General features: G+C 70.4%; 28 protein-coding genes. 16 read left to right on the top strand and 12 right to left on the bottom strand.

Annotated elements, in window-relative coordinates:
- Nucleotides 1-2 precede the first annotated feature (2 nt).
- The 3 genes from IF64_RS0108280 (at nt 3) to IF64_RS0108270 (ending at nt 2947) form a co-directional block, all read left to right on the top strand.
- Nucleotides 3-1175 (top strand): acyl-CoA dehydrogenase family protein, encoded by a 1173-nt coding sequence (locus tag IF64_RS0108280; RefSeq protein ID WP_030531446.1) that lies wholly within the window; start codon nt 3-5, stop codon nt 1173-1175.
- Between the two features lie 13 nt (nt 1176-1188).
- Entirely contained in the window at nt 1189-2373 is a 1185-nt protein-coding gene (locus tag IF64_RS0108275) for an acyl-CoA dehydrogenase family protein (RefSeq protein ID WP_030531445.1), read from the top strand.
- 61 nt (nt 2374-2434) lie between these two features.
- The gene (locus tag IF64_RS0108270) at nt 2435-2947 is read left to right on the top strand and encodes a GNAT family N-acetyltransferase (protein WP_030531444.1); all 513 of its coding nucleotides are present in this window, start codon (nt 2435-2437) and stop codon (nt 2945-2947) included.
- Here IF64_RS0108270 and IF64_RS0108265 read toward each other — a convergent pair.
- From IF64_RS0108265 to IF64_RS0108245, 5 genes are all read right to left on the bottom strand, one after another.
- Nucleotides 2944-3600 carry an alpha/beta hydrolase gene (locus IF64_RS0108265; RefSeq protein ID WP_246134851.1) on the bottom strand — a complete coding sequence of 219 codons (657 nt, stop codon included), beginning with the start codon at nt 3598-3600 and terminating at the stop codon, nt 2944-2946. The two genes, IF64_RS0108270 and IF64_RS0108265, sit on opposite strands and share 4 nt — an antisense overlap.
- A complete protein-coding gene (locus IF64_RS0108260) occupies nt 3597-4106 on the bottom strand; it encodes a flavin reductase family protein (protein ID WP_030531442.1) in 510 nt (169 codons plus the stop codon). The genes IF64_RS0108265 and IF64_RS0108260 overlap by 4 nt, the downstream gene beginning before the upstream one ends.
- Nucleotides 4106-5284, bottom strand: coding sequence for an acyl-CoA dehydrogenase family protein (locus tag IF64_RS0108255; protein WP_030531441.1), 1179 nt, complete (start codon nt 5282-5284; stop codon nt 4106-4108). The genes IF64_RS0108260 and IF64_RS0108255 overlap by 1 nt, the downstream gene beginning before the upstream one ends.
- A 158-nt stretch (nt 5285-5442) precedes the next feature.
- Nucleotides 5443-6432, bottom strand: coding sequence for an alpha/beta fold hydrolase (locus IF64_RS0108250; RefSeq protein ID WP_036876050.1), 990 nt, complete (start codon nt 6430-6432; stop codon nt 5443-5445).
- Between the two features lie 14 nt (nt 6433-6446).
- Nucleotides 6447-7400 (bottom strand): VOC family protein, encoded by a 954-nt coding sequence (locus IF64_RS0108245; RefSeq protein ID WP_030531439.1) that lies wholly within the window; start codon nt 7398-7400, stop codon nt 6447-6449.
- A 239-nt stretch (nt 7401-7639) separates the two neighbouring features.
- Between IF64_RS0108245 and IF64_RS0108240 the strand changes: the two genes are divergently transcribed.
- The 8 genes from IF64_RS0108240 to IF64_RS0108205 all read left to right on the top strand — a co-directional run bounded on the left by IF64_RS0108240 (nt 7640) and on the right by IF64_RS0108205 (nt 16747).
- Nucleotides 7640-8680, top strand: a complete 1041-nt coding sequence (locus IF64_RS0108240; protein ID WP_345968962.1) for an AraC-like ligand-binding domain-containing protein — start codon at nt 7640-7642, stop codon at nt 8678-8680.
- Complete coding sequence (locus tag IF64_RS0108235; RefSeq protein WP_084705734.1) at nt 8677-9609, top strand: helix-turn-helix domain-containing protein; 933 nt, start codon at nt 8677-8679, stop codon at nt 9607-9609. Before IF64_RS0108240 ends, IF64_RS0108235 begins: the two co-directional genes overlap by 4 nt.
- A gap of 153 nt (nt 9610-9762) precedes the next feature.
- Nucleotides 9763-11574 (top strand): FAD-dependent oxidoreductase, encoded by a 1812-nt coding sequence (locus tag IF64_RS0108230; protein ID WP_030531436.1) that lies wholly within the window; start codon nt 9763-9765, stop codon nt 11572-11574.
- Nucleotides 11571-12680 carry a maleylacetate reductase gene (locus tag IF64_RS0108225; RefSeq protein ID WP_030531435.1) on the top strand — a complete coding sequence of 370 codons (1110 nt, stop codon included), beginning with the start codon at nt 11571-11573 and terminating at the stop codon, nt 12678-12680. The genes IF64_RS0108230 and IF64_RS0108225 overlap by 4 nt, the downstream gene beginning before the upstream one ends.
- A 10-nt stretch (nt 12681-12690) precedes the next feature.
- Entirely contained in the window at nt 12691-13617 is a 927-nt protein-coding gene (locus IF64_RS0108220; protein WP_246134852.1) for a dioxygenase family protein, read from the top strand.
- Nucleotides 13618-14051: 434 nt separating this feature from the next.
- Nucleotides 14052-15071 (top strand): ABC transporter substrate-binding protein, encoded by a 1020-nt coding sequence (locus IF64_RS0108215; protein ID WP_048808178.1) that lies wholly within the window; start codon nt 14052-14054, stop codon nt 15069-15071.
- 19 nt (nt 15072-15090) lie between these two features.
- On the top strand, nt 15091-15888 hold the full coding sequence (locus tag IF64_RS0108210; RefSeq protein ID WP_030531432.1) for an ABC transporter ATP-binding protein: 798 nt from the start codon (nt 15091-15093) through the stop codon (nt 15886-15888).
- On the top strand, nt 15869-16747 hold the full coding sequence (locus tag IF64_RS0108205; protein WP_030531431.1) for an ABC transporter permease: 879 nt from the start codon (nt 15869-15871) through the stop codon (nt 16745-16747). Before IF64_RS0108210 ends, IF64_RS0108205 begins: the two co-directional genes overlap by 20 nt.
- 25 nt (nt 16748-16772) lie before the next feature.
- Here the strand turns inward: IF64_RS0108205 and IF64_RS0108200 are convergent, their stop codons facing one another.
- Nucleotides 16773-17792 carry a nitronate monooxygenase gene (locus tag IF64_RS0108200; RefSeq protein ID WP_048808179.1) on the bottom strand — a complete coding sequence of 340 codons (1020 nt, stop codon included), beginning with the start codon at nt 17790-17792 and terminating at the stop codon, nt 16773-16775.
- Nucleotides 17793-17821: 29 nt separating this feature from the next.
- A complete protein-coding gene (locus IF64_RS0108195) occupies nt 17822-19000 on the bottom strand; it encodes a YbfB/YjiJ family MFS transporter (RefSeq protein WP_030531430.1) in 1179 nt (392 codons plus the stop codon).
- Nucleotides 19001-19100: 100 nt separating this feature from the next.
- Here IF64_RS0108195 and IF64_RS0108190 point away from each other — a divergent pair, with 100 nt between their 5' ends.
- Nucleotides 19101-19961, top strand: coding sequence for a LysR family transcriptional regulator (locus IF64_RS0108190; protein WP_030531429.1), 861 nt, complete (start codon nt 19101-19103; stop codon nt 19959-19961).
- A 3-nt stretch (nt 19962-19964) separates the two neighbouring features.
- On the opposite strand, the gene IF64_RS0108185 is transcribed toward IF64_RS0108190, so the two are convergent.
- Nucleotides 19965-20546: a helix-turn-helix domain-containing protein gene (locus IF64_RS0108185; RefSeq protein WP_030531428.1), complete on the bottom strand. Its 582-nt coding sequence runs from the start codon at nt 20544-20546 to the stop codon at nt 19965-19967.
- A gap of 120 nt (nt 20547-20666) precedes the next feature.
- Here IF64_RS0108185 and IF64_RS0108180 point away from each other — a divergent pair, with 120 nt between their 5' ends.
- Nucleotides 20667-21293, top strand: a complete 627-nt coding sequence (locus IF64_RS0108180) for a class I SAM-dependent methyltransferase (protein WP_030531427.1) — start codon at nt 20667-20669, stop codon at nt 21291-21293.
- Nucleotides 21294-21390: 97 nt separating this feature from the next.
- Nucleotides 21391-21879: a DinB family protein gene (locus IF64_RS0108175; protein ID WP_030531426.1), complete on the top strand. Its 489-nt coding sequence runs from the start codon at nt 21391-21393 to the stop codon at nt 21877-21879.
- Between the two features lie 81 nt (nt 21880-21960).
- On the opposite strand, the gene IF64_RS0108170 is transcribed toward IF64_RS0108175, so the two are convergent.
- From IF64_RS0108170 to IF64_RS0108160, 3 genes are all read right to left on the bottom strand, one after another.
- Nucleotides 21961-22389 (bottom strand): HIT family protein, encoded by a 429-nt coding sequence (locus tag IF64_RS0108170; RefSeq protein ID WP_030531425.1) that lies wholly within the window; start codon nt 22387-22389, stop codon nt 21961-21963.
- A 129-nt stretch (nt 22390-22518) separates the two neighbouring features.
- Nucleotides 22519-23121, bottom strand: a complete 603-nt coding sequence (locus tag IF64_RS0108165) for a response regulator transcription factor (protein WP_030531424.1) — start codon at nt 23119-23121, stop codon at nt 22519-22521.
- Complete coding sequence (locus IF64_RS0108160) at nt 23118-24320, bottom strand: sensor histidine kinase (RefSeq protein ID WP_036875973.1); 1203 nt, start codon at nt 24318-24320, stop codon at nt 23118-23120. Before IF64_RS0108160 ends, IF64_RS0108165 begins: the two co-directional genes overlap by 4 nt.
- A 162-nt stretch (nt 24321-24482) precedes the next feature.
- Here IF64_RS0108160 and IF64_RS0108155 point away from each other — a divergent pair, with 162 nt between their 5' ends.
- Nucleotides 24483-25382, top strand: coding sequence for an ABC transporter ATP-binding protein (locus IF64_RS0108155; protein ID WP_030531422.1), 900 nt, complete (start codon nt 24483-24485; stop codon nt 25380-25382).
- 45 nt (nt 25383-25427) lie between these two features.
- Entirely contained in the window at nt 25428-26147 is a 720-nt protein-coding gene (locus tag IF64_RS0108150; RefSeq protein WP_030531421.1) for an ABC transporter permease, read from the top strand.
- Between the two features lie 96 nt (nt 26148-26243).
- Here the strand turns inward: IF64_RS0108150 and IF64_RS0108145 are convergent, their stop codons facing one another.
- On the bottom strand, nt 26244-26576 hold the full coding sequence (locus tag IF64_RS0108145; RefSeq protein ID WP_030531420.1) for a hypothetical protein: 333 nt from the start codon (nt 26574-26576) through the stop codon (nt 26244-26246).
- Nucleotides 26577-26617: the final 41 nt, after the last annotated feature.

Genomic DNA, 26617 nt, shown 5'->3' with positions numbered 1-26617 from the left:
TCATGGATCTGGAGCTGTCCGAAGCGGACCGCGAATTCCGGGACGGCCTACGGGAGGTGTTCCTCCGGGAGATTCCGGAGGACATCCGCAGGCGCAGCGCGCTGAACCGGACCACGCGCGAGGACATCGTCACCAGCCAGCGCATCCTCAACTCCCACGGCCTGGCCGTGCCGCACTGGCCCAGCGAATGGGGCGGCAGGGACTGGACGCCGACGCAGTCGCACATCTACGTCTCGGAGCTGCAGCGCGCCGGCGTTCCGCAGCCGTTGGCGTTCAACGTGAGCATGGTCGGCCCGATCATCGCCGAGTTCGGCAGCGAGGAGCAGAAGCGCACCTTCCTGCCGGCCACGGCCAACCTCGACATCTGGTGGTCGCAGGGCTTCTCCGAACCCGAGGCCGGTTCCGACCTGGCCTCGCTGCGCACCACGGCCCGCCGCGAGGGCGACGTCTACGTGCTCAACGGGCAGAAGACGTGGACCACGCTCGGCCAGTACGGCGACTGGATGTTCGTGCTCGCCAGGACCGACCCGGACGCCCCGCGCAAGCAGCAGGGCCTGTCGTTCCTGCTGCTCGATCTGACCACGCCGGGCATCGAGCGCCGCCCGATCAAGCTCGTCGACGGCAGCGTCGAGGTCAACGAGTTCTTCTTCGACAACGTGCGCGTGCCCGCCGAGAACCTCGTCGGCGAGGAGAACAAGGGCTGGAGCTATGCCAAGTTCCTGCTCGGCAACGAACGCAACGGCATCGCACAGGTCGGTACGGGTCAGCGCATCTTCGCCGACCTGGCTGCCGCGTCCACGTCGATCCCCACCGAGACGGGCTCGCTCGCCGACGACCCGCAGTTCCGCACCTCCATGCACGGCGTGAAGACCGCGTTGCTGGCGCTCGAGGCGACCCAGCTGCGGGTGACGGCCGCCTCGGAGAACGGCCAGGCCAGCCCGGTGTCGTCGCTGCTGAAGATGGAGGGCACGCAGGTACTGCAGGAGCTGACCAAGCTCAGGAAGCAGGCCGCTGGCCACGACGGCCTGTTGCTGGAGACCGAATCCGCGCTGGAGGCCGACGAGGCCGCCACCGTCGCGGCGGCGCAGTACCTGAACCAGCGCAAGCTGTCGATCTTCGGCGGATCGAACGAGATCCAGCGCGGCGTGATCGCCAAGACCATCCTCGGCCTCTGAGAGGGAACCGGCTATGAACCTGGAACTGGGCGAAGACCAGAAACTTCTGTTCGAGACCGTGGATTCGGCGGTCGGCCGCGGGTACGCGGCGGGAGGTCGCGCGGAGGCGACGGAGTCCGAGCGCGGCTGGAACGACGGGGTCTGGAAGACCCTCGCGGAGATGGGCATTCCCGGGCTCGTCGTCGCCGAGGAGCACGGCGGCGCCGGTGCCGGACCGGTCGAGGTCTACGCGAGCCTCGAGGCGATCGGCAAGCACGCGGCCGCGGAACCGCTGCTCGACGGCGCGTTCCTGCCCGCGTGGCTGATCACCTCCCTGGGCAGCGACGAACAGGTCGCGGAACTGCTGCCCGCCCTCGCCGAGGGCACCACGATCGCCGTGGCGCACGCCGAACCGGGCAGACCGTGGAGCGCCCTGCCGTCGGTGACCGCGGCGCGCGCCGACGACGGGTCGGTGACGCTGTCCGGGGTCAAGGCACCCGTGCGGCACGCGGACCAGGCGGCGACGCTGCTGGTGACCGCGGCCGACGGCGAGCAGACGCGCGTGTACGTCGTGAACGCCGCGGCCGACGGGATCACGCGCTCCGACGGGCGCAGCGCGGACTGGAGCCGGGCCTCGCAGCTCGAACTGCGCTCCGTGCCGGCCACGCCGCTCGGCGACGGGGCCGCGAACGCGGTGCTGCGCACCGTGTCCGCGCGGGCGCGGGTGGCCGTGCTCGGTGAGGCGGTCGGGCTGATGGAGTCCGGCCTCGCACACACCGTCGAGTACCTCAAGACCCGCAAGCAGTTCGGCGTGCCGCTGTCGACCTTCCAGGCCCTCGTGCACCGCGCCTCCGACCTGTACGCCAGGGTGGAACTGGCCCGCTCGATGGCGTTGTGGGCCACGGCCGTGCTCGAGACCTACGACGACTACGGCCGCGAGGTGCCCGCCGAGCTCGACGCGATCGAGGCCGCGGCCGACGACGCGTTCGTGTTCGTCGGCGACGCGGCGACCACGGCGGCCGAGGAGATCGTGCAGCTGCACGGCGGCATCGGCATGACCTACGAGTCGACGGTCGCCCACCACGCCGCCCGGCTGACGGCCATCACCGAGAGCTTCGGCGGGGTGGCCGCGGCCCGCCGCAGGGCCGTGGCCTCCGGTTCGGCGCTGACGCCGCCGAGCGCGCTCGTCAACAACGCGGACGCCGTCACGGCACAGTAACCGGACGGCGCAGTAACCGGGCGGTGCAGGAATTGTCGGGGGTGGCGGCGAGGATTCCGGGATGACCGAGCACGATCCCTGGGCCGTCACCCCCGAGTCGGTGGACACTCCCGAAGCGGCCGCGCTGCTTCGGGAGTACTACGTCGAGGTCGCCGACCGGTACCGCCTCCTCCACGAGGGGCGCCGTTCGACGGCCGACGAGATCGAACGGGAACTGGCCGAGACGCCGACCGACGATCTCGTGCCGCCGCGCGGCGTCTTCCTCGTCGGCAGGTACGACGGCGAACCCGCGGCATGCGCGGGCGTGCGCGTGCTCGGCTCGCACACCGCCGAACTCACGAAGGTGTTCGTCCGTCCACTGTGGCGGGGAAGTGGGGGCGGCGGACGGCTGCTCGGCGAAGCCGACCGGGCGGCCGAGCGCATGGGCGCCGACCGTATCGTGCTGGACATCCGCGTCGACCTCGTCGAGGCTCGCGGGCTGTACGTCAAGCACGGTTACACCGAGATCTCGCCCTACAACCAGGGCCCGTACGCCGAGGTCTGGTACGGCAAGGAACTCGGCGGCGTCTGTTAGGTCGCGTGGCCGGCGGCCGTGCCGGCCGAGCCGTTCGCCACGGTCGTCAGCAGTGTCGTGGCCGCGGCGCATGCCTCGTCGGTGATGATGTGTTCGTCGCCCTCGTCCACGCGCAGGTCCACCCGCGCGCCCGCACGGCGCAGCAGATCCGCCGTCTCGTCGACGCGATACCGCGGCACCCACGGGTCGTGCTCGATGCTGCGCATCACCGTGGGGACCCCACGCAGCGGGCCGTCCCCGGCGACCGCAGGAGGGGACGTCCCGATGTAGCCGCCGGTGAACAACACCAGACCGGCGAACGAGCGTGGCGCGGTCAGGGCCAGGTGCGAGGCGAGGCAGGCGCCCTGGGAGAAACCCCACAGCGCCACCCGCTCCGCGGGAAACCCGGCCCGTGCGAGCGTGTCCACCGCCGAGTCGAGCACCCGCAGCGACCGGCTCAGCGCGGGTTCGTTGCGCTCGGCCGGTTCCAGGAACGACAGCGGATACCACGTGTTGCCCTCGGCCTCCGGCGCGAAGAATCGCACCGGCACGGGCCCGAACCGGCGTGCCGTCTCCTCCATGAACGACGGATCCTGCCCACGGCCGTGGACGGTCAGAACGGCCAGCGCCGCCCGGTCGGGATCCGCACCCCATTCGTGCATCGCCGCGGTCACGTCATCACCGCCTGCTCGTCGAGGGAGTACCAGGTGCGGTCACGGTAGACCAACGGGACGTCCTGGTCACGGCCGGGACGCACGTGGTCGACCTCCACCACGACCAGTGTCGACCCGCCGACGGTGAGCTGTTCGGTGATCCGCCCGCGCAGCCAGGTGTCCACACCGGACAGTACGGGCTCACCGGTCGGGAGCCGGTGCCAGCGGCACGGCGGTGCGAACCGGTCGATCCCGCCGGTCGCGAACCGTTTGGCCAGTTCGACCTGGCCCGCGCCGAGCAGGTGGACGACCACGGCCCCGGCCGCCGCGATGCGCGGGGCGGCCGACGACCGGGCCGACAACGAGAACGCCAGCAGCGCGGGTCGCGCGCTCACCGAGATCACCGACGTCGCAGTCAGGCCGGTGGGACCGGCACCGTCGTCGGCCGTGATGATCGCGACGCCTGCCGGGTGCGACCGGAACGCCGCGGCGAACCGGTCGGCCAGCGTGTCCCCGGGTGCTTCCATCACTGCGCCTCCTGCAACTCCAGGAAGACCCAGTGCGCGTTCGGCGCGAGGCCGCTGAGCAACTTGCCACAGTTCTGCAGCACCACCGGACCGGACGTGACGTGCTGGGTCCCCGCATGCAGATCGCGGAAGTATCGCTGGAGGGTTCCACGACGCAGGGCCGCCGTCGCCGCCCACTTGTAGACCGTCTGGCCGACGGCGTGCACCGACCACGTCGTGTTGTTCAGCATCAGCCGGGTCAGGGTCTCCTGCTCGGTGCTGAGCAGCTCGCCCGCGTCCAATGTGGCCTCGTTGTCGGCCCACACCTCCATCGCCCAGGCGCGTGCCGAGCGCAGTTTCGCCTCGGCCTGGGCGTACTCGGCGTAGAACTGCTGCGTGTCGACCGAGGCGTTCGGGGCTCCGCTCTTCGCGGCGGCCAACGACCGCATCTCGTCGAGCATGCGCCTGCCGACGCCGAGCGCCCACCCCGTGTGGCAGATGCCGGACATGTTCGCCAGCCCCATGCGGTAGATCGTGCCGCCGTGGCGGATGTCGGTGGTGGCGATGCCGTAGACGTGGGTGTCGGGCACGAACAGGTCCTCGCACACGTAGTCGTGGCTGCTCGTCGCACGCAGGCCCATCACGTCCCAGTTGTCGACCAGCGTCGCCTGCTCCTTGGGCAGCGTGAACACCAGTGCCTCGCCCGTCTCCTCGCACAAGGCGGCGGTGTGGATGTGGCTGGCCATCGAGATGCCGGACGCGAAGTGCCAGTGGCCGCTGATGCGGTACCCGCCGTCGGTCCTAACGGCCGTGCCGAGCTTGGTGCCCTGTCCCGCGATGAGGGCGTAGTCACCGCCGTCGACGTCCGGGAACAGGTCGGCCGCGGCCTCGGGGCCGAGGTATGCGGCCGTGGTGCCGGTGATCATCTGCAGTGCCATGAACGCCCACCCCGCCGAGGCGTCCGCATAGGACACCTTGGCGATCGTGTCGATCACCTGGCGTGGCGAGAACTCGTACCCGCCGAGTTCCTTCGGGATGCCGACCTTGAACACTCCCGTCTCGTGCAGGGCCTTCGCGGCCTCGTCCGGGACGCGGCCGAGTTCCTCGCCCTGCTCGGCGTTCTCCTGGAGGATCGGGGTGATCGCGTCGAGCCGGTCCATCAGTGCGTCGAACTCGTCGCTGACGTGCAGTCGATTCATGATGTCGATCCTTGTCTGTGCCGTGAGCGTCTTTGCCCTGGGCTTCTGTGCGTGGGCTTCTGTGCCGTGAGCGTGGATGGGTGCCGGCGGCGTGCGGAGACAGCGGGGTGTGCCGGCACGCGAGCGGCCGACGTGCGGCCGGACAGGGCCGCCGGAGGTCAGGAACGTGCCGTCGTGGCGAGGATCCAGTCGATGACGGGCTTGACCGTCTCGTCGGAGTTCGCTTCGAAAATGAGGCCGTGACCGTTGCCGGTGACCCCGACGTCGGGCAGGTGCAGCAGGCTCGCCCCGGCGCCCGCGCCGGTCAGGAAGTCGACGACCTGCGGGGCGAACCCGGCGAACGCCGACGCCCCACCGGTCACCACCGTGACCGGCGTGCCGTCGAGGCCGGGAATCGACCTGCCGGGTACGTCCTCCGGGCGCTCGGCCGGTGGATCGCAGCTGATCTCCGCACTGGTCAGGCCCCACGTGAGGGTGCCGAGTCCGGGGAACTCCGCGAACGCGGGGCCGATCGGTTCGATCGCCGCGATGCCGGCCACACGGCCTGGTCGTGCGTTCGCCGTGAGCCAGCCGACAGGACCGCCCGCCGAATGCGTCACGAGCACGGCCTCACCGAGCAGATCGAGCAGCGCGGCCAGCCGGTCGGCATCCAGCCGTTGGGACTCGGCCAGATCGGCCGGCAGCGGTCCCATCGGTGAGACGAGCTGGTCGACGTGCTCGGAACCGAGTTCGCGGCCGAACGTCCACTGTGTCTGGTCGGAGCGGGCCTCGTCCGGAAGGAACAGCGCCCGCGCCGCCTCGTAGGGAAACGGTGGACCCATCGGCCCGACGACGTCCGGGTGGTACGGCGACCGGCCGTGCCCGCACCGGTCGACGACGTACACCGCGAAACCGGCCTCCACGAACCGGGTCGCCCAGCCGGGACGCCCGTCCGGGGTTCCGGTCCAGTCGGTGCCCTGACCACCGCCGCCGTGGATGAGCACGAGCGGAACCGGATGCGCCGGCGCTCCGGCAGGCGCCTCCCACTGGACGAACATCGGAGCGCGCTGAACGGTGCCGTGCTCGGTGCCGATCCGCTCACCCGGGATCCAGAACTGTCCACGCCGGACGGTGACGTCGTGTCCGTCCTTCTCGTGTGGTGCCGTCACGAGGTTCACCCGCCTCAGATGTCGATCGGTTCGAGCCGGCCCAGCAGTTCCTCCCTGCGGTGCTCGAACTGTTCGGGCAACTGGAATCGGGTGCCCAGTTCGTGCGGCGACTCGTCACAGGTCCATCCACCGTCGGGATGTGTGACGGCGAGCTCGAACAGCGCGCCACTCGGCGTGCGCACGTAGACGCTCTTGAAGTACTTGCGGTCCTTGAGCTCGGAGATGTCGGTGTAGCCGCGGCCCTCGATCTCGAACTTCACGGCGTCCTGGTTGTCGAGCGTGTCGAGGTTCCACGCGAAGTGGTGGTAGGTGCCCGCTCCGTAACCCCACGTGCCCTGGTCGTCACTGCGGTTGACGGTGATCTCCAGGTGGTTGCCGTGTTTGGCGTCGCCGATCTGGAGCCCGATCACCGAGCCCTCCTCGGTGAGCCCGTCCTGGGCGAAGAACGACTCGCCCGCGAACTCGACCATTCGGTCGGGCGTGGCCATGTGCACACCCACACCGTGGATGCCGTGGATCGCGTGTTCCTGGGGAACGCCGTAGCCGGGGTGACCGATGCGCTCGTCACCGCTGTTACCGACCATGACGTACTCGATGCCCGACGGATGGTGGAACGCGAGCCTGCGCTTGCCGAAGCGCTCGACGTTGGTCACCTCGATGTCGTGGCCGGTCAGCCTGTCGTGCCAGTAGTCGAGGGAATGGTCGGGCACCGACAGCAGCACCTCACGCGCCTGGTTGGTCCCGCGCTTACCGTAGAAACCCGCCTGCGCCCACGGGAACGTGGTGACGACGCTCGACGGATCGCCCGCGGCGTTGGCGTAGTAGAGGTGGTAGATCGGCAGCGCGCCGTCGAACAGCACGGTGCGTTTGATGAACCGCATGCCGAGGACCTTGACGTGGAAGTCGACGTCCTCCTGGGCATCGGCCACCGACAGTGTCACGTGGTGCGATCCCTGCACGTACGTCATGGCTGGCTCCTCACCGTTGAGACCCGAACCCGGATACGGACCCCTGCCCGATCCGATGAGCCGAACTGTAGGAACGCGGGTTCGCCGGTGTCTGGCGCGCGCGTGCACGGCGGTGTCGCGAGAGCGCAGCACGCTCCAGTCCCGGCAGGGCGGCGTGGCACCGCTGCCGGTCAGCGGTCATGGTGTGTCGCGGCGTTGCTGGGTACCGTGACCGCAACGACGCACGTTGGACCGTGGAGATGACAACGATGTCATTTACGTCGCTCACCGACCGTTTCGCAGTATCAGGGCCGTCACCGAGTCCCGTCGCGTTCCCGTCCTGGACCGACCAGGTCCGCCGCAGTGTCATGCGGTTCGAGTTCGACTGCGACCGGCCCGACCGTTTCAGCGGCACCGTCCGTGATCGCAGGCTGCACGGGGTGAGCTTCATCGACATGACGTCGGCCCCGCACGCGGCGTACCGCGACCGCAGCACGATCCGCGACGAGGACGCCGGCTACTACGTCATGACGTTGCAGCTCAGCGGCGATATCCGCATCGCGCAGGACGATCGTGTGGCGTTCCTGCGGCCCGGGTGTTTCGCCCTCTACGACTCCGGCCGTCCCGCCACCCTCACGGTGGGCAAGGACTACCGGTCGACCTGCATCCGGTTCCCCAAATCCGCGATCAGCTCCCGGCGCGACGACCCGCTGGCCGAGATCACGGCCCGTCCGCTCGCGTGCGCACCCGGTCTGACCGACACGGTGTGGAGCACGGTGCTGGGCGTGAACCGCAACCTCGAGTCGCTCGGCGTGCACGGCTACACCACGGTGCGCTCGCTGATGACGCTCGTGAGCACGATGCTGCTCGGCGAACTCGGGCAGTATCGTCCCGCGCGCCCGGCCGACGAGGACCTGCTCGCGCGCGTCCTCGACTACATCGACGCCCACCTCGGCGACACCGACCTCGATCCCGGACGCATCGCGGCCGCACACTTCCTGTCCCCGCGCACCCTGCACGCCCTGTTCGAGGGCACGGGCACGACCGTGTCGCGGCGGATCCGCGAACGCCGCATCGAACGCTGCAGGATCGACCTCGCCGATCCCGCCCTGGCCCAGGTGCCCGCCTCGGCCGTCGGCGCCCGCTGGGGTTTCGCCGGTGCGTCGCACTTCGGGCAGGTGTTCAAGCGTGAGGTCGGACTGACCCCGGCGCAGTTCCGCAGGAAGGCGCTGGCCGAGCGGCCCGCGCGGCTCGAGGCCGCGGACCGCGGCGGCGGTGTCGTGGCGCGGTGGCGCCGGTGAGGGTGCACGGCCTGACGCGGTTCCACACCGGTGACGTGCCCGAGGGGCGCAGGCTCGCCGCGTGGGAGGAGCACAACGAACGCTCGCTGGTGGGTCTGCGTGCCGATCCGATCGGTCACGGCCGGTTCGAGGGCGCCGAGGTCAACCTCACCCTGCCGCGGTTGCAGCTGGCGAGGGTGACCGGTTCGCCCCACGTCGTGGGGCGAGACGCGGCGCGGATCGCGACCAGTCCGGCCGACGGGGTGGTCGTGTACTTCGCACTCGCCGGCCACGGCCGGTTCGAACACCGCGACGGCAGCGCGGACGTGGGACCAGGACAGGCGCTCGTGTGCGACGCGGACCAGCCGTTCCGGCGCGCGTTCGCCGACGGTCTGACCGAACTCGTCCTGAAGGCGCCGCGGGACGTGCTGCGCGAGTCCGCCGGCCGCCGTGGCCTGGCGCATCCGCTGGTCCTCGGCTGCGACGGTGCAGGCTCGCCGCACGGGAACGCGCTGGTCAGGACCGTCGCGGCGGCCCTGCGCGGCTCGGCCGAGTGGGACACGCTCGAGGCGGCCGTGCTGGACCTGCTGCCCGCGGTCCTCGGCGGACGTCCGTCCGACGCGGGACATCTCGCGGCCGCACACGCGTTCATCGCGGCGCAGCTGGCCGATCCCGCGTTGTCGGCGGGCCGCATCGCCGGTGCGGTCGGCATTTCCGAACGGCAGTTGTCGCGGTTGTTCGCGCGGTCGGGGGAGAGCGTGCCGCAGGCGGTGCTGGCGGCCAGGCTCGACGCAGCCCGCGGATTCCTGAGAGATCCGGCACACGTCCGGACGTCGCTGGCCGAGATCGCCCGCAGGCACGGATTCCGCTCCCCGGCGCACTTCTCCCGCAGTTACCGCGCTCGCTTCGGTACCACGCCGTCGGCCGAGCGCCGCGTGCCGTCCGCATGAGCCGTGCCGCGCAGACGCGGACACCGGGCGGGCCCGGGTTTTGCTCGTTTCCGCCATGTGTGCTCTGCGCGGCCCGTGTGCGGCGGCGGCGTGCCACCGTCGGTGCGCAGCGTCCGGCGAAGGGGCCGGAGGACGAGAGCGAAGGCGGCGACCATGGTGACCTTCAACGACGGACTGGCCGAGACCGCACCGCCGAGCACCGCGGTGGTCGAAACGGACGTGCTGATCGTCGGCTCGGGCCCGGCGGGCGCCTCGGCGGCCCTGTTTCTGTCCACATTGGGCGTGTCGAACACGATGATCACCAAGTACCGCTGGACGGCGAACACGCCCCGTGCGCACATCACCAACCAGCGGACGATGGAGATCTTCCGCGATCTGGGCATCGAGGACGAGGTGCTCGCCGACGCCACGCCGCACCACTTGATCGGCGACACGGTGTTCTGCACGGCGATCGCGGGGGAGGAGATCGGCCGCATTCTCACGTGGGGCAACCACCCCGCCCGGCACGCCGACCACGAACTCGCCTCGCCGTCGATGAACTGCGACATCCCGCAGACCTATCTCGAGCCGATCCTGGTCCGCAATGCGACGATGCGCGGCACGCAGACGCGGTTCAGCACCGAGTATCTCGGTCACACCCAGGACTCCTCCGGGGTCGACGTGCGGGTGCTCGACCGGCTGACCGGCTCGGAGTACACGATCCGCGCGAAGTACCTGCTCGGTGCCGACGGGGCGCGGTCGGCGGTCGCAGCCGATCTCGACCTGCCCTACGAGGGGCGCATGGACATCGCCGGGTCGATGAACATCACGTTCAAGGCCGATCTCGGCGACCTGTGCCGGCACCGCCCTTCGGTGCTGTACTGGGTGATCCAGCCCGGTGCCGACGTCGGCGGGATCGGGGCGGGCCTGGTCCGCATGGTGCGGCCGTGGAACGAGTGGCTCATCGTGTGGGGTTTCGACATCGAGCAGGGGCCGACCGAGGTGTCCGAGGAGGACGCCCGCGGCATCGTGCGCAACCTCGTCGGCGACCCGGACCTGGACGTCGAGATCACCGGGATCTCGTTGTGGGGCAACAACGAGCAGTACGCCACCCAGCTGCAGCGCGGCCGGGTGTTCTGCGCGGGCGATGCGGTCCACAAACACCCGCCGAGCAACGGACTGGGCTCCAACACATCCATTCAGGACTCCTACAACCTGGCGTGGAAACTCGCCGCGGTGCTGCGCGGGGAGGCCGGGCCGGGACTGCTCGAGACCTACACCGCCGAGCGGGCCCCGGTCGCGAAGCAGATCGTGGTGCGAGCCAACCGATCGGCACGCGAGTTCGGTGCGCTGTTCACCGCGCTGGGACTCGACACCGCCGAGACACCGGAGCAGATGCACGCGCGGATCGAGGAGCGCAAGGACGCCACCGCAGACGGTGCTGCCAAGCGGGCCGCGGTGCGCGAGGCGATGGAGCTGAAGAACTACGAGTTCAACGCCCACGGCGTCGAGATGGGGCAGTGGTACGACCCCGCCACGTCGACGGCCGTGGTCGGCGACGGCACCGCGCGCCCCGAACCGGCCCGGGACCTCGAACTGTTCTATGAACCCTCGACGTATCCCGGCGGCCGCCTTCCCCACGCGTGGGTGGGCGATCGCAGGCGCAAGCTCTCCACCCACGATCTGGCGTCCTACACGGGCTTCACTCTGCTCACGGGCATCACGGGCGAGGCGTGGGCCGCGGCCGCGCAGAAGGCGGGTGAGGCGCTCGGTGTGCGGGTGGACGCGGTGGTGATCGGCCCCGGCAGGGAGGTGACCGACCTGTACTTCGATTGGGCCGAGCTGGCCGGCGTCGCCGAGGACGGGGCGGTCCTGGTGCGGCCGGACAAGCACGTCGGATGGCGCAGCCGGCACCTCGTCGACGACCCCGACGGCGAACTCGTGCGGGTGCTCGGCCGCATCCTGAGCCGCGAGGGCGAGGCATGATCGGCGACTTCGAGCACGTCACGTTCGGCCAGCGGGTCCTGTTCGGCTCGGGCAGGGCCGCCGAGCACGTCGCCGCCGAGGTCGCGCGACTGGGCGCCCGGCGCGTCCTGCTGGTCGCCTCGGACCGGGACGAGCGGGTCGCGCAGCGGGTGAGCTCCGGGGTGGACGTGGCCGCCCGCTGCTCCGACGTGCGGCCCCACGTGCCGGTGGCGAACGCCGAACGGGCCCGGCAACTGGCCTCCGACGTCGACGCCGACCTGATCGTGAGCATCGGAGGCGGGTCGGCGACCGGGTTGGCCAAGGCGGTCGCGCTCACGACCGGACTGCCGATCCTCGCCGTGCCCACCACCTACGCCGGTTCCGAGGCGACGAACGTGTGGGGTCTGACCGAGCAGGCCCGCAAGACGACCGGCAGCGACGACCGCGTGCTGCCCGCGACCGTCGTCTACGACGCCGAACTGACGCTGTCGTTGCCGTCCGCGCTGTCGGTGGCTTCGGGATGCAATGCGCTGGCCCACTGCGTCGACGCGATGTGGGCCCCGCGCGTGGACCCCGTCGACCGGGTGCTCGCGGGGGAAGGCATCGGTGCGCTCGCCGCCGGCCTGCGTGCGGTGCACGCGGATCCGGGCGATCTGGCGGGCAGGGAGCGCATGCTGTACGGGTCCTACCTCGCCGCCGTCGCGTTCGCCTCGGCGGGTTCCGGACTGCACCACAAGATCTGCCACGTCCTCGGCGGGGCCTACGACCTTCCGCACGCCGCGACCCACACCGCGGTGCTGCCGTACGTGCTCGCCTTCAACGGTCCCTACGCCCCGGACGCGTCCGAGCGGATCGCGGCGGCACTGGGCAGCGACGACGCGGTGGTGGGGCTGCTCGAGCTGTACGCCGAGCTCGGCGCTTCGCACGCGTTGCGCGACGTCGGATTCGCCGCCGCCGACTCGGCCGAGGCCGCAGCCGGCACTGTCGCCGAGGCAGCACGGCTGATCCTGCCCGCCGTACCGCCCGGCAACCCCCGTCCCGTCGGCGAGGAGGAGCTGACCGCGCTCCTCGACGCGGCGTGGGCGGGCCGACCCCCGACGTCCGTGGCTACCACCGGTGCGGCGTGACGGACGGCCGGTGACCGTGATCCGAGAGGAGCCCGACCCGATGACCGACCAGAGCAGGATCGAGCAGGCGCTGACCGACGAGGTCGTGGCCTCGTTCGCAGGCGCACCGGACGCGCGGATGCGCGAGGTGATGGATTCGCTGACGCGGCATCTGCACGCCTTCATCCGCGATGTACGGCTCACCGAGGACGAGTGGCGCGCGGCGATCGAGTTCCTCACCGAGACCGGGCACATCACCGATGACAAGCGCCAGGAGTTCATCCTGCTGTCCGATGTGCTCGGTGCATCCATGCAGACGATTGCCGTCAACAACGAGGCCTACCGCGACGCCACCGAGGCGACCGTGTTCGGCCCGTTCTTCGTGGAGGACGCCCCGTTCATCGGCCAGGGCGGGGACATCGCGGGTGGTGCCCCCGGACAGCCGTGCTGGGTGGAGGGCACGGTCCGCGACACCGACGGCGCTCCCGTGCCCGGCGCGCGGATCGAGGTGTGGGAGGCCGACGAGGACGGGTTGTACGACGTTCAGTACGGCGACGAGCGGGTCGCCGGGCGTGGTCACCTGTTCTCGGACGACGAAGGCGGTTTCCGGTTCTGGTGCCTGACGCCGACGCCGTACCCGATTCCGCACGACGGGCCGGTCGGGCGGCTGCTGAACGCGGTGGGCCGTTCCCCGGTGCGCGCCGCCCACCTGCACTTCATGGTGACCGCGGAGAAGCTGCGCACGTTGGTGACGCACATCTTCGTCGAGGGTGATCCGCAGCTGGACATCGGCGACTCGGTGTTCGGGGTCAAGGAGTCGCTGGTGAAACGGTTCGAGGAGCAGCAGCCGGGGACGCCGACGCCGGACGGCCGCGATCTGGGCGGGGCGACGTGGACCAGAGCGCGCTTCGACATCGTCCTGGCACCGGAGGGGCTCGCGGAACCGGGCGCGCGGTGAACCCCGACGCGGGCATAGGCATGGGATCCGGCATCGGGCCCGGCATCGAATCCCGGGCCGTCCGTGGCCGAGTTCACAGTTCCCCGCGTGGGTCCCGGCGCGGCCGGAATTAATTTCTCTACGATAATTTAAAAGTAATCCAAGCTCACTTCTTCGGTGGCGGAAATCGCTCAACTACGCGATTTTTTCGCCCGGGTCAAGTCATGTCCCGGGGCGCGGATGATTGTGGAAAACGGTTAAAGTAAATGCGACGCTCGTCGTTGTCGCCGTGATCGTCGGGTACGCCCGTCAACGTTGCGGTGGCAGGCCGAAAGAAACACGGCCCGCCGCTGTTGTCACGGTCGCCGTTATCACTCTCACCGTCCCCCATCGGAAGGCTGAAGAAGTTGAGCTCGCCGCTGAAACGCCGTCTTCTGTCCGCGGTCGCCGCCGGAATGGCGGCATGTGTCGTGGTGACCGGATGCACGCGTGCCGACGAGAACACCGACGCGCAGGCCGAGGACCAGGGGCCCGCCGAGGAGGTCCGGCTCGGGTACTTCCCCAACGTCACGCACGCGCCCGCGATCATCGGACTCGAGCAGGGTTACTTCGCCGACGAACTCGGCGACACGGAACTGACCACCCAGACGTTCAACTCGGGTACCGAGGAGGTCAACGCGCTGCTCGGCGGTTCGCTCGACATCGGCTACATCGGCTCGGGTCCGGCGATCAACGCCTTCACCAAGTCCGAGGGGCAGATCCAGCTCGTCTCGGGCGCGGTCTCCGGCGGCGCGCAGCTCGTGGTCGACCCCGAGATCACCGACACCGACCAGCTCAAGGGCAAGACGATCGCCACCCCGTCGCTGGGCAACACGCAGGACGTCGCGCTGAAGAAGTGGCTCGACTCCGAGAACCTGACCGGGGACGTGGAGGTCGCCAACCTCGACAACCCGCAGACGTTCGACGCCTTCCGCAGCGGCGAGGTCGACGGGGGCTGGCTGCCCGAGCCGTGGTCCTCGCGCCTGGTCGAGGAGGCGGGCGCCAAGGTGCTCATCGACGAGAAGGACCTGTGGCCCCGGGGCGAGTTCCCGACCACCGTGATGGTGGTGCGCAGCGAGTTCCTCCAGCAGCACCCCGACACGGTCCGCGCGCTGGTGAAGGGCTCGCTCCAGGCGACGACGTGGGCGGGCGAGCACACCGAACAGGCCCAGGACGTGGTCGACAAGGGAATCCAGAAGGTCACCGGTAGCGACCTGCCGGGGCCCGTGATGGACAGGGCGTTCGCGAACCTCGACCTCTCGCCGGACCCGGTGAGCTCGTCCTTCCCGCAACTGGCGCAGGACTCGGTGACCGCGGGCGTCGTCGAGGAGAAGGCGGATCTGAAGGGCTTCGTCGATCTGCGCCTGCTCAACGAACTCCGCGACGCCGAGGGGCAACCAGCCATCGAGACCGCCGGTCTGCAGGCCGAGCAGTGATCAGCAGGGGAGAAACCGCATGAGTGTGACACTCGACCAGCCGGACCTGGCACAGTCGACGGACGTCGCCGTGCAGCTGTCCGGCGTGGCCAAGGTGTTCGGGCACGGCCGCGACGCCGTCACCGCGCTCGAGAACGTCGACCTGACCGTGGCGCCGGGGGAGTTCGTCTGCCTCCTCGGCGCCTCCGGCTGCGGCAAGTCGACGATGCTGAACCTCGTGGCCGAGCTGGACGCGCCCACGACCGGCACGATCACGCGCAACACCACCCGTCCCGCCGTGATGTTCCAGGACCCGGCCCTGATGCCGTGGCTGACGGCGGGCCGCAACGTCGAGCTCGCCCTGCGGCTGGCGGGGTTCCCGCGCACCGGCAGGCGGGAGAAGGCCGCGGAACTGCTGAAGCTCGTCCGCCTGGAAGGGCAGGAACGCAAGCGTCCCCACGAGCTGTCCGGCGGCATGCGGCAGCGTGTCGCGCTGGCCCGCTCGCTGGCGAGCACGCACCGCACGGGTGCGGAGGACCGTCCCGCGCTGTTGCTGATGGACGAGCCGTTCGCCGCGCTGGATGCCATGACCAAGGACGTCATGCAGGGCGAGCTGTTGCGCATCCAGGCTCAGCTGCAGTCCTCTGTGCTGTTCGTGACCCACGACGTGCGGGAGGCCGTGCGCCTCGGCCAGCGCATCGTGCTCCTGTCGTCGCGGCCCGGCCGCGTCGTGCGCGAATGGCAGGACACCCCGGACGAGGACAGTCCCGACCTCGTCGACGAGATCAACGCGAAGCTGCGCGAGGTGATCAGCACCCATGCCCGCAAGTCCGCCTGACGCCGACCTCGCCGCGGTCAGCGCCGGTCTCGACGCGCTCGACGCACCGGCCGCGGCGACCCGTCCCCCGCTGTGGAAGCGGCTGACGAAGTCGCTGCTGCCGCCGCTGGTCACGGTCGTGATCGTGATCGCGGTATGGCAGGCACTGTGGGCCAGCGCCTGGTGGCCGGAGTTCAAACTTCCCGCCCCACTGGACGTGTGGGGTGAGTTCTGGACCACCGCCAGCAGTGGCGAACTGCTCGACGTCGTGTGGACGTCGGTGCACCGCGCCGTGCTCGGTTTCCTGGCAGGCGTGGCCATCGGCACGCCGCTGGGGCTGATCGTCGCGCGCGTGCCGGTGGTGCGCGCGGCCATCGGCCCACTGCTCATCGGACTGCAGAGCCTGCCGTCGGTCGCATGGGTGCCCGCCGCGATCCTGTGGTTCGGCATCAACGACGCGGCGATCTACTTCGTCGTGCTGCTCGGCTCGGTGCCGTCGATCGCGAACGGTCTCGTGGCGGGCATCGATCAGGTGCCGCCGCTGCTGCCGAGGGCGGGCAAGGTGATGGGCGCGGGCAGGATCGACGCCGCGCGGTTCATCCTTCTGCCCGCCGCGCTGCCGGGCTACCTCGCCGGGCTCAAACAGGGCTGGGCGTTCTCGTGGCGCTCCCTGATGGCCGCCGAGCTGATCGCGATCTCGCCGCAGCTCGGCATGGGACTCGGCGCGTACCTGAGCCACGGGCAGGACTTCAACGACATGCCCAAGGTGCTGGCCGCGATCTTCCTCATCCTGATCGTGGGTGTCGGGATCGACCTGCTCGTCTTCCGCCCGCTGGAACGGTCCGTACTCCGGGCTCGCGGTCTGACGTCGGCGTTGTAGGAGTCGGCGTAGGAATCTCGGAAGCTCACTCCTGGCCTGCGAGGCGGTCGAGCGTGTCGGCGACCGGCTCGGCCCTGGCGTGGCGATATCCGGTCCCCGCCCATAGGTGGATCGCTCGGGTGTCGCCCGCCTCGGTCGCCGCCGTACGCAACGGGCGGGTGAGGTGATGGACCGCGGGGTAGGCGTTCGGAGCGAGCGGGCCCATGCGGTCGGTGAACTCGTTGCGCAGCGCCCTGGCGGGACGCCCGGTGAACGCGCGCGTCACGACGGTGTCGTCGAAGGCCGCGTCGACGAGGGCGCCCCGGTGCGGCGCGGATGCACCGCTCTCGTGGGTGCGCAGAAGCACGGTGCCCACCGCCACGGCCTGCCCGCCGGCGCGGAGCGCAGCGGTCACGTCCGCCGGGCCGGCAATGCCGCCCGCGGCCACGAGGGGGAGCTCGACCGCGTGCGCGACGTCGCGAACCAGTCGTGGCAGGGGTAGCGGGGGTGGCGTCCGGCTGGGGGTGAACGTCGCGGAGTGTCCACCGGCGGCCGAGGACTGCACGACGAGTGCCTGTGCGCCGGACTCCTCGGCGAGGCGCGCCTCGTGCGGTGAGGTGACGGTCTGCACGACGAGGGTGCCCTTCGCCCGCAACGCGTCGACCGTTGCGCGGTCGGGCAGGCCGAACGTGAAGGACACGACCGGAACCGGATCGTCGAGCAGCAGTGCGATCTTGTCGGCCCAGTGGTCGTCGTCGGTGGTCGGCGCGTCGGGAAGCGTGACGCCGTAGCGAGCGGCCTCACGGGTCAGTGCGGTGCGGTACGCATCGAAGTCCTCAATGGACACAGGGCGCCGGTCGGGTACGAACAGGTTGACCCCGAACGGGACGCCTGCGCCGCGCACGCGCGTGATCTGCTCGGCGAGCGCCTGTGGAGTTCGATAGCCGCCCGCGACGAAGCCCATCGACCCTGCGCGACCCGCGGCCACGACGAGTTCGGGAGTGGTCGGGCCTCCGGCCATCGGGGCGGCGAGGACGGGCACGGTGATGCCGAGGTCGGTGAGCACGATCGTCGGGTCCTTTCCGAAGGCGGTCGTCAGGCGGAGGGGTGGGCAAGGCGAGGGAACCGGAGGGCGCCCGCGGCGGCGCTCACGGCGGCGGCCAGTACGAGTGCACCCGCGAGCAGCAGTGCGCCGCCGTAGCCGCCGTCGAGCAGGGGCGCCGCCAGCGCGGGACCCAGGATCTGTCCCGTGCTGTAGCCCGCGGTCAGCACGGCGACGGCGCGGGGGCCGCTCAGGTGCCGGCCTGCGGCCAGCGTGAGCGTGGTGACACCCATGAACGTCGCACCGAACAACACGGCCGCGATCAGCGCCGGTCCTGGCCCTCTGGCGAAGGCCGGCAGCGCGATGCCGACCGATTGCGCCAGCAGAGCTGCGCAGAGCATGGTGGGTCCGGACCACCGGTGGGAGAGACGGGCCCACACGGCGCACGAGGGAAGTGCGGCGAGTCCGACGAGGATCCACGCTCCCGCACCGAGCGGGCCGGGTACGCCGTCCTCGATCGCAGCCACGAGGAAGGTGCCCGCGATGATGTAACCGATGCCCTCGAGCGTGTAGGCCGTCCACAACGGAACGAACCACCGGGTTCGGGACGGCGAAGGGGAGGCTGCCTGTGGCAGGGACGCCGCGGGTGCGGGCTCGGGTGCCAGCCGCCAGGCAACGGTTCCGAGGACCGCGGTGACCCCGGCGCAGGCCCACCAGGCGTGCTGCCAGTCGCCGGTGGTGCGCAGCGCCAGGACGAGCATGCCGGACAGCGCGATACCGCCGCCGACGCCGCCGAAGACCCAGCCACCGAGGTGACGGGCATGCGCACGCAAGCGCGCCAACGCTCCGCCTGCCGCGACGACGAACACCAGCGCGCTCGCCACGCCCGCGACCAGGCGGAGAATCGCCCACGCAACGGTGCCGGTGAGGACCGGCATCAGCGCCAGGCTCGCCACGAGTGCGACCAACGATCCGCGCAGCACCGTTCGGGACCGCAACAAGGCCGGTGCGACGATGCCGACCAGGGCACCGGCGAGATATCCGACGTAGTTGGCGGTGGCCACCGACGCTCCTGCGCTCGCACTCAGCCCGGCCTGCGCCTCCATGAGCGGCAGGATCGGGGTGTAGGCGAACCTGCCGACGCCCATCGCGGCCGCGAGGGCCGCCGCGGCGCGCAGGGTGATGATCCACGGGGCTTCGGTGGTGGGGAGCCGGTCGGTCTCGGTGTTCACATGATCGACGCTATGAAGCGGCGCTCGTGTTGTGAAATGCCTGCTGTGCTGGTTTTATGTCTGACATGCATGACTGCAGCGTGAGGGGTGGGCGGTCGACGTGGAGGTAGAGCTACGTCACGTTCGCGCGCTGCTGGCCGTGGCGCGGCGGGCGTCGTTCAGCCGTGCCGCCGAGGAGCTGGGGATCACCCAGCCCGCACTCAGCCGCACGGTCGCGCAGTTGGAGCGGATCGTCGGGGTGCGGCTCATCGACCGCTCCACCCGGCAGGTCGGGCTCACCGAGGCCGGTGCGGATCTCCTCCCGTACGCCGAGAACGTCATGCGCGAGCTGGCGCAGGGGCTCGCGGTGGCGCGCAAGGGCGGCACCCTCCGTCTCGGCTTCAGTTGGCTGCTCCCCGATCCGTGGGCCCAGGACGCGATGCGCCGGTTCGAGGACGAGACCGGTGCCTCCGTCACGCTTGTCCGGTGCGACGACCCGCTGGAGGAGCTCCAGCACCACGCGGTGGACGTCGCGCTGGTTCGTGGTCAGGTCCGGCGCGCCCCTGCGGGATCGCAGACCGTGTACCTGTACGACGAGACGCGGGTGGCCCTGTGCTCGGAACGCAATCCGTTGGCACAGCGGGACGAACTTGACTGGGCCGACGTGCCGTCGTGGCCGCTCGTGGTCAACACCCGCAGTGGCACCACGGGACCATGGTCGTTCCCGTCCGGGGAGGGGCCGCGCCACGTCGTGGAAACGGCGAACTTCGACGAGTGGCTCGAATCCGTCGCGGCGGACCGGGGTATCGGGATCGTGCCCGAGGTCGCGCAGCGCCGCACCAGCCACCGGGCGGTGCGGTTCCTCCCGCTGACCGGTGCGCCGCCGAGTGCGGTACACATCGTCCATCTGGCCGCGGCGGGCGACCGACTGATGGACCGGTTCGTACAGGCGGCCGTCGCGGCGGCGCAGTCCACACGCTGACCGTCAGCGGTCGCGGTCGGCGTGGACGTGCGTGCGCCTGCCGTCCGGGTCGAACAGGACGAGCAGTTCCACCGGCCTGCCGTCCGCCGTGCCGAGCCAGTGCGGCGCCGCCGTGCTGAACTCGGCCACCTCCCCGGCCGGCAGGACCAGGTCCCGGTCGCCGAGCACCAGCCGCAACCGTCCGTTCAGGACATACAGCCACTCGAATCCTTCGTGGACCTGCGGTTCGGGCGCGGGCGGTTCGGCCTCCGCGGGGATCAGCATCTTGAACGCCTGCACTCCGCCGGGCCTGCGCGTGAGCGGAACGAACGTCATGCCGAACCGGTGGACGGGCGTGAAGTGGATGCGAGGATCGCCCGTACGCGGCGCGCCCACGAGGTCGTCGAGCGGAACACCGTAGGCACGAGCCAGAGGAAGCAGCAGTTCCAGGGTCGCGCGGCGTTGTCCGCTCTCCAGGCGCGACAGCGTGCTCTCCGACACGCCGGTCCGCACGGCGAGATCGGCCAGGGTGATCCCACGACGTCGGCGCAGCGCGCGCAGCCGCGGCCCGACGGCTTCGAGTACCTCGCCTGTCTCGGCGTCCATGACCGAAGCCTAGGGCGCAGCGTGGCACCCGGCCGCGCATTCTTGCCGAAACCGCAAGATCCCGTGCTTCTCCCGTGGGAGCGTGCCGAGACTCGTCGGCAGGAGACGAGAGGAGTACCCATGACCGCCGCCGACGAGACGACCTTCTGGAACGAGATCCACGCCCAGCACGCCGGGACCACCCAGCCGCGGCCGAACGTCCGCCTCACCGAGATCGTCCCGGGATTCGAACCCGGCGACGCGTTGGACCTCGGCTGCGGCGCCGGCGGCGACGCGATCTGGCTCGCCCGGCAGGGATGGCACGTGACCGCGGTCGACATCTCCGCCGTGGCCGTCGAACGGCTCACCAAGCTCGCCGCCGACCGCCACCTGCACCGGAGCGTCACGGCGGAACGCCACGACCTGCGGACCGGGGTGCCGGGTGGGCGGTTCGACCTGGTCAGCGCGCACTACTTGCACACACCGTTCGACCTCGACCGCGCGGCCGTGCTGCAGGCGGCCGCCTTCCGCCTGCGACCGGGTGGGCGGCTGCTCGTCGTCGACCACGGCTCGGCCGCACCGTGGTCGTGGAACCGGGATTCCGACGTGTATTTCCCGCCCCCGCGGGAGATCGCGGCGGGTCTCGAACTCGACCCAGCACAGTGGACGGTCGAACGCGCCGACGCCCCGACCCGGATCGCCACCGGGCCCGGTGGCGTGACCGCCGAGGTGACCGACCACGTCCTGATCGTGCGCCGCACGCGATGACGGGACGTCTCATCACCCCGTCCTCCGCCGTGCCGTTGCCCCGTCCTGCTGTCGGCCTGTTGCGTCGTCCCGTTCCGCCACCCGCCTGAGGAGAGCCATGTCGCCCCGCACTCGCCGCGACACGCCGCCGCCACGGACCGCTTCGTCCGAGGCCGACGTGCTGCGCGGCTTCCTCGATTACCTGCGCACGTCGGTCGCCGCGAAGGTCGACGGCGCGCCCGAACCGGCCGCTCGCACGGCCGTCGTGCCGTCCGGAACCAACCTCGTGGGACTGCTCAACCACCTGGCCTGGGTCGAACGGGCGACATTCCTGGGGCAGCCCCCGGACGACTGGCAGGCCACGTTCACGGCGGCACCGCAGGACACCGTGGCCGACGTGGTGGCGCGGTACCGGGCCACCGTGGCGCAGGCCAACACCGTGCTCGACGGCTGCACCGACCTCGCGGCGCCCCTTGCCCGTCCACAGGCGACACGGCAGGGTCCGAGCGTGCGGTGGGCTCTCACGCACATGATCGAGGAGACCGGCCGCCATGCCGGCCACGCGGACATCGTCCGGGAACTCATCGACGGTGTCACGGGACGGTGAGCTGGGACGGTGAGCCGGCCGTCGCGGGGGAGCGGTTCAGGACAGTCCTCGTCAGGACAGTGCTCCTCAGGACAGTGCTCCTCAGGACAGTGCAGCGGCGAGCCTGCCGCCGAGGTCGTCGAGGAGCTGCCGGTCGCCGGGAACCCCCGGCTTCCACGGCAGGCTCAGACCGTCCTTCGACTTGTCGACATAGCGAGGGATCACGTGCAGGTGGAAGTGGAAGACCGTCTGCCAGGCGTCGGCGCCACAACAGTTCAGCAGGTTCACCCCGTCGGCGCCGAGTTCGTCGACGACGGCCGTCGCGACGCGCTTTGCGGTGCGGGCCGTCGCCGACAGGTCGTCGTCGGGGATGTCCAGCAGGTCCCTGCTGTGCCGCTTCGGCACCACCAGCAGATGGCCGTCGGACGCGGGGTGGATGTCCATGAAGGCGCAGGTCGTCTCGTCCTCGGTCACCTTCACCGCGGGCGCGGTACCGGCCACGATGCCGCAGAACACGCACTGATCACTCATGCCGCCCGACTGTAGTGGTGCGCAGGCGCCGGTGGTGACGAGTCGCGAACCGTGATGCGCCGAGGCGGGCCGTCCTGGGCGCGGGCGAATCCCGTTCCGTCACACCCGTTCCGTGACGGACGTGGCGGATCACAGCCAGTCGCGCCTGCGTGCGTATCGCGCTGCGTCGTGCCGGGTGCGGGTCTGGGTCTTCTGCATCGTGGTGGACAGGTAGTTGCGCACGGTGCCCTCCGCGAGGTGCAGCTGTGCCGCGATGTCGGCCACCGAGTAGCCCTCGCTCGTGGCCCGCAGCACGTCGATCTCCCGGTCGGTCAGCGGACAGTCGTCCACCACGGCGAGCGCGGAGACGTCCGGGTCGATCCACCGCTTGCCGCCGTGCAGCGTCGTGATCACCGACGCGATGTGCGCCGGCTCGGCCGATTTGCTGACGAATCCCTGCACGCCCAGCTTGAGTGCCTTCCGCAGCACTCCGGGCCGTGCGTGCCGCGTGAGCATGAGGATCACCTGGTCGGCAAGCTCCTCGCGGATCCGCGCGACCGCGCCCAGCCCGTCCATGCCCGGCATCTCGAGGTCGATGACGAGCACGTCCGGCCGGTGTCGCAGGGTCTCCCGCACGGCCGACTCGCCGTCGTCGGCCTCGGTGAGCACGGTGATGTCACCCTCCAACGGCAACAGCGCCGCCATCGCCTTGCGCAGCAGCGCCTCGTCGTCGGCCAGTACCACGGTGGTCACGCCGGTTCCTCCTCACCGGTGCCTGTTCCAGGACTGCCTGTTCGGACGCTGCCTGCCGCGGCGGAGGTGCCGATCTCCGGCGTGGCCGCCACTTCCGGTGCGGTGGGGAACTCTGCGGCCGTGACGAACCGCCCGTCCCGCTGCTGCACCGTCAGCATGCCGCCGGCGTCGGCGATGCGCTCGGTGAGGGTCGCCAGTCCACTGAGCACGGGCCGGGTGTCCTGAGCCCCGTCGTTGACGATGGTGATCCCCGCCGCCGACAGCGTGATGCGGACTCGTTCGGCCTGCGCGTGCCGCAGGATGTTGGTGGTCGTCTCGCGCAGGACCTGGCCGAGTAGTTCGCCCACGGCGGGGGCGGGTTCCTCGCCGCGGTCGACGTCGACCCCGATGCCCGCTGCCTCGAAGAGGTTCTTCGCGTTCTCCAGTTCGGCCGTCAGATTCAGCCGCCGCTGAGCGTAGGCGAGCTCCTTCGTGCGGGTGATCGTCTCTCCCACCAGGTCGTGAATCTCCTGCAACTCCGCTTCCGCACGCTGCGGATCGGTGGCAACGAGCTTACGGGCCAGCGCCGCTTTCAACTTGACGACGTGCAGCGTGTGACCCTGGATGTCGTGCAGATCGCTGGCGAAGCGCATGCGTTCGCCAGCGACGGCGAGTTCCGCTTCCCGATAGCGTGCGCGTTCCAGGTCGTCGACGACGTCGTAGAACCGCTGGTTGGGGAACTCGGCCAGCGTCGCCAGCGCCAGCAGTCCTCCGGGGATGGCCACGTAGGCCAGCAGCGTGCCCGTCACGTCCTCGGTCGTCACCAGCAGTCGGAGCGCTCCGATCGCCGCGCCGCCGAGGGCCAGCAGCACCGTCGCGGCGACCCGATGCCGGGGCATGCGGGAGGCGACGAACGGGCCGACGACGAGCAGCGAGAAGAACGCCGTCCGGGCGTCGGAGACCACTGCGCCGTAGAGCCACACACCCGTCGTCAGGGCCAGGCACGGCACCGCCACCCGCAGGATGTCGCCGTGGGCCCAGCGCACGAACGCGTACGCCGCCACCGCGACGCCGACACCGCACACGATGCGGTCGAGCCACGTCTCGGTGTCGACGATCATGAGCAGGATGCCGACGCCCACGACCGGTGGCATCAACACGGTGAGGTTGAGCTTGCGCAACCTGGTCTGTGCGTCACTGCGGTCGTCGGTACTCGTCACGTGTCCTCGTCGGTCGCAGGGCCGGGTTGGGGTTCAGCATCTCGTGCGGCGGACGCCACCGCCAGTGACGCCACGTCATGGGTGCGTACTGGGAAATGTCACGGGTAGGTCATGACACCGCGGCACTGCCCGCACGCCGCGACATGCAGTGGACTCGGAGCCATGAACACCACAGGCGACACACCCGTCATCGACGTCGAACGTATGAACCTCGTCTACGGCGAGTTCCACGCGGTCCGGAACCTCACCTTCCAGGTGCGGCGCGGCGAGTTCTACGCGCTGCTCGGCACCAACGGTGCAGGCAAGACCTCGACGCTCGAGGTCATCGAGGGCCATCGCGCACCCGCATCAGGCACCGTGCGGGTGTTCGGCCACAGCCCGCGCGATCGTGCTGCCGTGCGGCCGCGCATGGGCATCATGCTGCAGGAAAGCGGGTTCTCCCCGGACCTGACGGTGGCCGAGTCGGTGCGCATCATCGGTTCGCTGACCCGGCGGGAGGACGACGTCGACCGCGTCGTCGATCTCGTCGGGCTCGGCCGAAAGGCCCGCACGAAGGTCTCCCAGCTCTCCGGCGGCGAGAAGCGCAGGCTCGACTTCGCCACGGCCGTGTACGGCACCCCCGAGCTGATCGTGCTCGACGAGCCGACCACCGGTCTGGACATCCAGTCCCGGGACGAGCTCTGGGACGCGGTCGACCGGATGCGCGAGCACGGCACGACGGTCGTGCTCACCACCCATTACCTCGAGGAAGCGCAGCAGCGCGCCGACCGGATCGGCCTGATGCACCAGGGCGTGTTCCACCGGGAGGGCACGGTCGCCGAACTGACGGGCACGTTGCCCGGGGTGATCAGCTTCGGCCTTCCGTCCCGTCCGCTCGGTGGCGTTCCCGCCCTGCCGCTGCACGTGCAGCGGCAGGGCGACGGAACCTTCCGGGTCGAGACACACCGCATCCAGAAGGACCTGTACACGCTGCTGGGTTGGGCCGAGGACCACGGCATCGACCTCATCGGACTCGAAGCAGGCCCGACGCGCCTCGACGACGTCTTCCGCGCCATCGACTGAGCACCCCCCACGCCTGTCCAGACCATCTCACCGAGGAGTACTTCCATGCTCGGCATCGCCTACGGCGAACTCGTCCAGCTCTTCCGTAACCGTCTGGTGCTGGTCACCAGCTTCATCATGCCGATCGCGGTCAGCGCGTTCTTCATCTACCGGCACGAGATCTTCGCCGACCTCGGCAGCCTCGGCTACATCGCCGCGATCGTGGTGTTCACCGTGGGAGCCTTCGGCCTGTACACGACGTCGGTGACCACGCTCGCCTCACGCAGGCAGAACCTGTTCCTCAAACGGCTCCGGTCGACGGCGATCGGCGACGCCGGCATCCTCGGCGGACTGCTGCTGCCGGTCACCGCACTCGCGGCCGTGCAGGTCGCGGGAGTGCTGATCGTCTTCGGCATCGTGGCAGGCGGACCGGCGAACGTCGTCCTCCTCGCCGTGGCCGTCGTCGCGACGCTCGCGATGCTGGTCGGCTTCGCACTGGCGACGGCGGGTCTGACCAACTCGCCCGACCACGCCCAGGTCACGACGCTGCCCGTGGCGATCGGCGTCATCGTCGTGGCGAGCTGGATCGGGATCACCGGCACCGAGGACATGGAGCTGGTCAAGCGGCTGCTTCCCGGCGGTGCGGCCACCGAGCTCATCCTCAACGCCTGGAACGGTGGCGCGGCGCTGTCGGACTCGCTGATCCTGCTCGCGCCGACCCTCGCGTGGGTGTTCGTGGCCGCGAACCTGGCGGCGAAGATGTTCCGTTGGGAGCCCCGGCGCTGAGCATGGCGTGAGTGCCGCCGCGGCCGCGAGGTCTCCGGCGATTCCCGGATCCGCAGAGTACGTGCTCGGTGCACGCGCTCTGCGGATCCGACGGTGTCAGCACCAGTGCGTCGCGGTGGCGTCCACGAAGGACGGAACGTCGAAGAACACGTAACCGTCGGCGTTCATCGGCTTGCATTCGGTCGACATGCCGTTGCTCAGGTCCATCCTGGCCATGACCCCGTCGGTCACTCCGCAGCCCGTTGCGGTCAGGTGCACCCGCTGGTGCAGGCCGCCGGTGAACTCGCCGTGCCAGCGCGCCGTGCACCCTGCGGCCGAGGGCGTACCGGCCGCGGAGGATTCGGCCTCGGGCGCGGCGGCGGCCGTACCGCCCGTGAAGCCTGCGAGCAGCGCCGCGGCGCCGACGGTCAGTGCGGTCTTCTTGAGCATGGATGAACCCCTTCTTCTGTGTCGCCGGCCCTGGGTGGGCA

This window comes from Prauserella rugosa (assembly GCF_000719975.1).
Classification (GTDB): domain Bacteria; phylum Actinomycetota; class Actinomycetes; order Mycobacteriales; family Pseudonocardiaceae; genus Prauserella; species Prauserella rugosa.
The sequence above is the reverse complement of the archived record's forward strand: the minus strand, read 5'-3'. Positions and strand labels throughout refer to the sequence as shown.